Raw genomic sequence first — 7,284 nt, forward strand, 5'->3', positions numbered from 1 at the left:
GCCTCCCGGGCCGCCGCGGAGGAGACGGCCCTGCTGCTGCGCGAGGTCCCGCGGATGCCGGCCGCCGCATCGGCGACCCGCAACTACCTGCACGGCGAGATGGAGTCGGCCGGCAACACCCTGCACGTCGTCCTCGGCGACGGCCGCGAGATCGACCTCGCCCACTCCCTGTCCGGGGCCGGCCACCTCACCCTCCTGGTCACCACCGAGGACGTCGCCCCCGGCCCCGACCTCGCGGTGGTCCGCATCCCGGGTACCGCACCCGCCGCGCGCGTCGTCCTGGAGACCGTGGTCGCCCAGGAACTCGTCCGCGTACTCAGTGCCGAACGCGACGTTCCCATCGAGTCCTTCGTGTTCGCCAACGACGACACCAAGGAAGGCGGTGTCGACCCGGGCGACTTCGCCATCGGCTCCCCGGAGCTCACGCACGCCTGACGGGGCGACGACGAGGACGCGGCGCGGGCTCCGAGGACCGCGCCGCGTCCTCGTCACCGATGCCACCATCGGGTGGAATTCGGGAGCGTGCAGGCATGGGCCCGACGGAACCGGCTACCCGCCGCGCATGGGCCATCTGACAGAACCAGGGCACGACGACCACGAGCGCCGCACGGACGACGACGCGGCACCACAGGAGCCACCGACAGCGGAGAGCGATGCCCACCGGTTCGGCCCGGACGCGGAAGTGGAGGAAAGGGCGCCGGACGGTCCGACCGGTCTGTCGCGGCAGTCCTGGGGCGCGGCCCTGAAGAACAGCCTGCGCGAGTTCCAGCACGACGAACTCGCCGACCGGGCCGCGGCATTGACGTACTACGGAGTGCTGGCGCTGTTCCCGGCCCTGCTCGTCCTCGTCTCCCTGCTCGGCGTCATCGGCAAGTCCACCACGGACAAGCTGCTCGACCAGCTCAAGCAACTGCCCAGCGGCACCGCCCGGGACACCATCACGCAGGCCGTGCAGCAACTGCAGGGCAACAGCGGCACCGGGTCCGTCCTGGCGATCGTCGGCCTCGTCCTGGCCGTGTGGTCGGCGTCCGGCTACGTCGCGGCGTTCATCCGCAGCGCCAACGCCGTCTACGACATGCCCGAGGGCCGGCCAGTGTGGAAGGTCCTCCCGCTGCGCGTCGGGGTCACCGTGCTCCTCATGGTGATGGCCGCCGCCAGTGCCCTCATCGTGGTGTTCACCGGCGGGTTGGCACGGCAGACCGGCAAGGTCCTGGGGATCGGCGACGGCGTGCTGACCGTGTGGTCGATCGCCAAGTGGCCCGTCCTGATCGTCCTGGTCACCCTGATGATCGCACTCCTGTACTGGGCGACGCCGAACGCGAAGGTCAGGGGTTTTCGCTGGATCACCCCCGGCAGCTGCCTCGCGCTGTTCCTCTGGCTGCTCGCCTCCGCCGGGTTCGCGTTCTACGTGGCGAACTTCGCCTCGTACAACAAGACGTACGGCACGATGGCGGGCGCCATCGTCTTCCTCGTCTGGCTGTGGATCAGCAACCTGGCCATCCTGCTGGGCCTGGAGATCGACGCGGAGACGGCACGCCAGGAGGCCATCGCCGGCGGCCACCCGGCCGAGGCGGAGCCGTACACCGAGCCCCGGGACACCCGCGCCTGGGACGAGCAGGACAAGCGCCGCATGGACAAGACCTGACCGCCGGGGCGCAGGGTCAGCCGGATACCGCATTCCGTGTATACGCGCGATGTATACGTGGGGTGTGCCGCTCTCCGACCCGGTCGGAGAGCGGCACACGGCGGGAGCACTAGGACGTCGGCTCCACCTTCAGGTCGTCGAACTGGGAGCGGGTGTACGAGTCGAGGGCCAGGCCTACCTGCCCGTGGTCGTACGTGCCGTCGGTGACGTCGGCGACCTCGGCCCCGTCGATCGTCGCGGTGATCGCGTCACCGGTGAAGCCCAGCCCCAGCCGGTGCCAGGAGTTCGCGGCCGACCGGGGCAGGCTGCCCGTCGCCAGCACGCGGGTGGTCTTGTCCGGCGTGACGACCTTCAGCGTCCAGGTGCCGGAGTCCGCCAGGTCCACGTAGTAGCCCTGCCAGATGTTGACCTTGTCGGGGCCCGCGTTGTTGACCTGGTTCACCACGCGGCCCAGCAGCGACGCCGTACCGCTGTGGTCGATGCGGGTCTTCGCGGAGACGGTGTAGTCGGTCCACCGGCTGTCTCCGGTCAGCGTGAGCGGGCTCGGCACGCGCGACCACTTGGTCGGCTGCTCGGTGATGGTCTGCCGCAGACACTTCCCGCGGCCGCCCGCGGCGCAGGGTGCCACCTGGAACGCGCCCTCCATGTCGGAGAGATAGCGCGCGGTGGCGTCCGTCGCGTAGTGGTCGAAGGTCTCGCGGTAGGGCAGGTCCATGGTGTCCGTGGCCGGTGCGTGCGCGGCCGCGCCGCCCTTGCCGCCGGGCATCGTCGTGAGGGTCGTGACCGTGCCCGGCCGCAGCGTGATGTCGTGCGTGCCGGCGCGGTCGGCGGGGACGTCGGTGCCGTGCACGAACCAGTCGGCCGGATCGGTCGACTCCACCGTCGTCGTCCAGCGGTGCAGGGCGCCGCGTGGCAGATGCCCGGTGGGGGTGAGGGCGACGCGCTGCGCGGCAGTGGCCCCGGTCGTCTCGAACACCGTCGTGTACGCGGGGCGTTTCCCGGGGGAGCGCAGCGTCACGTAGGTGCCGCCGCCGTCGAGGTAGCCGCTCGCCGAGTCGACGTAGCGCCAGCCCGGATGCGTGAACTGCGCGGTCTGGGCGATCGTCCACAGTGTCGGGCCCAGGTCGTAGTGGCCGGTCCACGGTTCATTGGCCTGCAGGAGGCCGCTGCCCTGCATCTGGACGGTCGGGTACCAGGCGTACGCCGCGGGCCAGTTGATGAATGCGGTGATGCGTGAGTCCACGTACTCGTGGTTCATCTCGGCGGCGAGCCGGCTCGCGCCGGTGAGGTAGTTGTTCCAGCCCGATTCGCTCGCGAACAGCGGCTTGTCCAGGGCCAGTGCGTCCGCGGACGAGGAGCAGTGCACGGCGGAGCACGGGTAGTGGATGCCGACGACGTCGGTCGCCGCGTCGAAGGCCGGGTCGTTCTTCATGTCCGTGGCCACCTGCCAGCCCGCGTTGTCGGCGGCGACCACCTTCACGTCCTTGTGGCCGTGCGTGACGAGGGCGGCCTTGAGCTTCCCGTACCAGGCGGCGTCCCAGCCCTTCTCGTTCCAGCCGCCGAGATAGTCGATGTCCAGCCCGTGCCGGTCCGCGCAGCCCAGCCACCGCATCAGGTAGTCGACGTTGTCGTCGGACCAGAATCCGCCGTCGAACCAGCCGGGCGCACCCCATTCGAGGCCGTAGAAGCGCATGTCGGGGTTGCGCGCGAGTGCCTGCTTCATCAGCCACCACTCGTAGCCGCGGTTGCAGTCGACCGTGCCGCGGGTGCGCATGTGGCTGGGCTCGGCGCCGTTGCTGGAGTTGGTGTCCGAGCCGATCTCCACCTTGAGGATCTGCAGGGAGGCGCCGTAACCGGGCTTGAAGAGGTAGTCGAGGATGCGGCTGCGTTCGGGCTCGGGATAGTCGACGAGCAGGCGCGAGGTGCCGCCGCCACCGCTGATGGCGCCGATGCCGTCGAAGGTGCGGCCGGTTCCGTCGGCGTCCACGGTGATCCGCTGCACGGCCGTCGGCGCGGTGCCGGCCTGGGCGCCCGTCGGGGCGACGAGGGCGAAGCAGGAGACGACGAGTGCGATGAGTGCGCGCGCCCATCTGGAGCGGCGCTGTACGTGACTTGCTGGTGCGGGCATGGAAGTCCCTTGCTGTGGGCGGGAGGTGAGGAGGTCAGAGCGCGACGTGGCTGCGGCCCGCCGGGATGCCGCGGCCGCGGGCCGCGCCGCTTCCCGGGAAGACCTCGACGCGGGCCGGCCCGTCGGCGTTGACGTCGAACGTGGCTCCGCTCCTGGTCAGAACGAAGTTGCGGACGGCCACGCGGGCGCCGGTCGCCCGGAAGACGGTCCTGCCGTCGCGCACGAGCGTCGTGCGCCGCGGGCCCGCGGAGACGGTGTACGTGTGCCCGCGCAGTTCCACGTTGGCGAGAGTGTTGGTGCCCGGCAGGCTCAGCGAGCCGAACATGAGGGCCGCCGGGTCGCCGTCCCATGGGTTGTCGCAGAGCAGTTCGTGCAGGCCCTGCACTGCCATCGCGTTGGACCACGAGTAGGTGCGCCAGGCGGTGTCGACGGCCGCGTCCATGACGGACTGGCCCGGTTCCGGGTCGAAGGACTCGGGGAACCAGTTCTCCTTGTCCCACGCGTTCAGGTACATCGCGGTGCTGCGGGCGGCGAACTGCCCGGCAACGTTGTCGAAGCCGTAGCGCTTGATCCCGTCGTACACGGTCGCGTTCATCGGTGGCCAGCAGGCGCCCTTCCACTGCTCGGGCGCGGTGCCGTCGCCGTAGCGCTCGAAGAACTTGAAGTGCTCGGACCGCGGATGGACCGGGCCGCCCGTGCAGTACGTGGGGTCGTTGCGGGCGACGGACGGGATCACGTAGTCGCCCCAGAACTCTTCGGGGTTGAGCAGGTGGTCCTCGATGAGGGTGCGGGCCCGGCCCTGGGTGGCGATCCCCGCGAACAGCGGGTAGAAGACGGTCGGCGTGACGACCTCGTTCCAGGTGCCGTCGAGGTAGCGGCTGAGGTACAGGCCCTTCTCTGCGTGCCAGAGGCGTGCGTTCAGTCGGCGCTTGATCGTCGCGTACCGCTCGGCGAACCGGGCGGCGTCCCGCCGCTTGCCGAGGACGCGCGCCATCTTCGCGAGGGTCTCCGCGAACAGCGCGTAGTACGAGTTGAGTGCGACGTCGGTGAGGTCGGTGTTGTCGCGGGCGTCGCCGCTGCCGCCCTTTTTGGGGATGCGGTGGTAGTCGGCGTAGACGGGGCTGTCGTCGAGGCCGAGGTGGTTGCCGCGGCCGCCGATCCGGTCGCCGAAGTACGGGGTCTCCAGCAGGCCGTCGCCGTCGGTGTCCCACTCGCGCAGCAGGTCGTAGAAGGTGACGAGGTGCGGGTACGCCTTCTCCAGGACGGTACGGTCGCCGAACTTCGTGTACAGGCGCCACACGGCGTAGGCGTGCATCGGGCCGGAGTTCTGCTGGTCGTAGCGCGGGCCGGTGAGGGGCACCTGGTTCGGCGGCGCCGCCGCGTCGAAGATGTCCGTCTCGTGCTGGAGCGCGAGCGGGCGGCTGACGAGGGCGGCGTCCACGGCGTCGAACGCCGAGTCCCAGCCGGTGAACAGACCGCCTCCGCCGCCCCAGCCCCACAGGACGAAGTTGCGCTGGTGATCGCGGTCGTAATTGGTGTTGAGCGACAGGGCGTTGCGCACCGCGTCGGCCGCGCGGCCCACGGGCCCCGAACCGGTCAGGCCGGTGTCGTCGACGTGTGCGGCGGCGGCCGTCAGGGCGCGTTCGATGTCGTGCGCCTCGGGGGTGTCCCCGGCCTGGGGGCGGTCGCCGATCCGGGCGGTGAAGGTGAGCGTGCGGCCCTTGGTGAGGTGGTAGACCAGTGCGCCGAGCGTCGTACCGGGCGTGCCGCTGCCGCCTGTGGCCACTGAGGTGAGGTCCGCGAGCGTGGCGTAGCAGCCGGCCGTGTCCGCGGGTTCGGTGGGGGAGAGGCGGACGTGGCCGGTGCGGCTCGCGTCGAGGACGCCGGGGGCGCTGCCGGTGAGGTCCTGGCCGTCGAGTGCGAAGGCCGCCGACTCGCCCCAGGGCGTGCCCAGTTCGAGGACGACCGTGGTGTCGTCGTCGAGCGCGGTGACGGCGCCGACCAGCCCGCAGCCGTCGGACGTGCGCGCGTAACGCACCTGGATCTCGCGCTTGTCGTGCTGCGTCTGCTCGTACTTCGCCTGGAGCTGCGGGAGTTTCGCCGTGGCGTCGGCGACCGCGCTCTCCTCCCACTGCTCGGGGTGGGTGATCACCTCGTGCAGGGCGTCGAGGTGTGCGGGCATGACCGTACGGTCGTCCGTGCTCACGCGCACCTGCCGGAAGGCGCCGTCGGGTGCCATCGGGCCGATCCGCCACAGGTAGTTGGTCATCTTCTCGCGCAGCAACTGGCCCTGCGCGGTGACCAGTCCGATGCGCACCGCGAACCGGGCCTCGCCCTCGGCGACCAGCAGGGCGCCGGTCCAGTCCTGGTCCTTGGCGCCGGGCATGGCGAAGGGACGGTGCAGGGTGGGGTACGGGAGGGCGTGCGGGGAGCCGGCCGGTGCGGTTTGCGGCGCGCTGCTCGGTGCCGCGGCGGCGGACGGGCCCGTGGCAAGAGAAACGGCCGGCGCGCTGAGGGAGGCGGCACCGACCGTGGCGATGAAGTGGCGTCTGGGCATGTGTGGTTGAGGCATGGCGCAGGCCTTTCCGTACGGGGCGGGTGCGATGCGGCAGGCCGTAGGTTCGATATACCGAACGAGGCTCGGGATATCGACCACGACTAGAGGGACGCTAAGAAGGTCACGCCGCAGGTGTCAAGACATCGGTAGCGTCCGGGAGTTCATGAAGTGCTGCGCGCAGGCCGTCCTCACCGGCACATCAACGGCCTCTTCAGTGACCGAAGTTGACCTCATGGTGGAGCGCACTGCGTCGTTGACGAAGAGGCGGGACGAGCGATGCAGTGCGACCGGTTCCGCCCGGATCGTCGCTTCCGGCCGGGAAGCTCAGCGCACCACCCGTGCCGAGCACGGGGTGTCCGCGGGCAGGCGGCCGTCCACGAACGCCTTGGGCGCCACGCCGAACAGCGCACGGAACTCGGCGGCCATGTGCGACTGGTCGTAATAGCCGGTGGCCTGGGCGAGGCCCGCCCACGGGACCGGGGTGCCGGGATGTCCGGCGGTCCCGGCGAGGAGCTGGCGCGCACGGTCGATCCGGGCGAAGTGCTTGGGCGAAAGACCGACGTCCTCGGCGAACAGGGACCGCAACTGCCTTTCACTGACCGCCAGTTCACGTGCCACTACGGCGACGGACGGGGGTCGTACCCCGTTCGGTCCGGTCGACAGACGGCTCACCGCCGCGCACACCAGGCGCGCTCGCGCGCGGTCCGCCGGGTCCCGTGGCGTGAACGCGGCCGGCAACAGTTCGGCCAGCACCGCGAGCATCTCCTCGACCGTCGTGTTCTCGCCGAGATGGCCGAGCGCGCGTGCGACACGACCCGTCGCCGGGCCCGGCAGCCCGGACAGCGGCGTCACCCGGCCCACCAGCTCCGCGGCGGACGTCCCCAGCAGCAGCCGCGCCGCCCCCGGCCTGATCCGCAGGTCGAGGCAGAGCGGCAGCCGCTTCCCGGAGTGGTA

At 70.9% G+C, this 7,284-nt stretch carries 4 protein-coding genes and 1 pseudogene; 2 read left to right on the forward strand and 3 right to left on the reverse strand.

The genetic code is table 11. The annotated features are described in order from the left end of the window. A pseudogene (locus tag G3I40_RS17010) lies at positions 1 to 435 on the forward strand (hypothetical protein); the annotation flags it as partial. 127 nt (positions 436 to 562) lie between these two features. Further along, positions 563 to 1,645, forward strand: coding sequence for a YihY/virulence factor BrkB family protein (locus tag G3I40_RS17015; protein ID WP_164302999.1), 1,083 nt, complete (start codon positions 563 to 565; stop codon positions 1,643 to 1,645). A 109-nt stretch (positions 1,646 to 1,754) separates the two neighbouring features. On the opposite strand, the gene G3I40_RS17020 is transcribed toward G3I40_RS17015, so the two are convergent. The 3 genes from G3I40_RS17020 to G3I40_RS17030 all read right to left on the reverse strand — a co-directional run. After that, the gene (locus G3I40_RS17020) at positions 1,755 to 3,773 is read right to left on the reverse strand and encodes a galactosylceramidase (RefSeq protein WP_164303000.1); all 2,019 of its coding nucleotides are present in this window, start codon (positions 3,771 to 3,773) and stop codon (positions 1,755 to 1,757) included. 34 nt (positions 3,774 to 3,807) lie between these two features. Beyond that, positions 3,808 to 6,330 (reverse strand): trehalase family glycosidase, encoded by a 2,523-nt coding sequence (locus G3I40_RS17025; RefSeq protein ID WP_164303001.1) that lies wholly within the window; start codon positions 6,328 to 6,330, stop codon positions 3,808 to 3,810. A 324-nt stretch (positions 6,331 to 6,654) separates the two neighbouring features. Further along, positions 6,655 to 7,284: helix-turn-helix transcriptional regulator (locus G3I40_RS17030; RefSeq protein WP_164303002.1), on the reverse strand; the 630-nt coding region annotated here is incomplete at its 5' end.

The organism is Streptomyces sp. SID14478 (genome assembly GCF_010548525.1).
Classification (GTDB): Bacteria; Actinomycetota; Actinomycetes; order Streptomycetales; family Streptomycetaceae; genus Streptomyces.

Coding starts and splice junctions, on each gene's coding strand:
- G3I40_RS17015 (WP_164302999.1), top strand. CDS start 563: ATGGGCCATCTGACAGAACCAGGGCACGACGACCACGAGCGCCGCACG.
- G3I40_RS17020 (WP_164303000.1), bottom strand. CDS start 3,773: ATGCCCGCACCAGCAAGTCACGTACAGCGCCGCTCCAGATGGGCGCGC.
- G3I40_RS17025 (WP_164303001.1), bottom strand. CDS start 6,330: ATGCCCAGACGCCACTTCATCGCCACGGTCGGTGCCGCCTCCCTCAGC.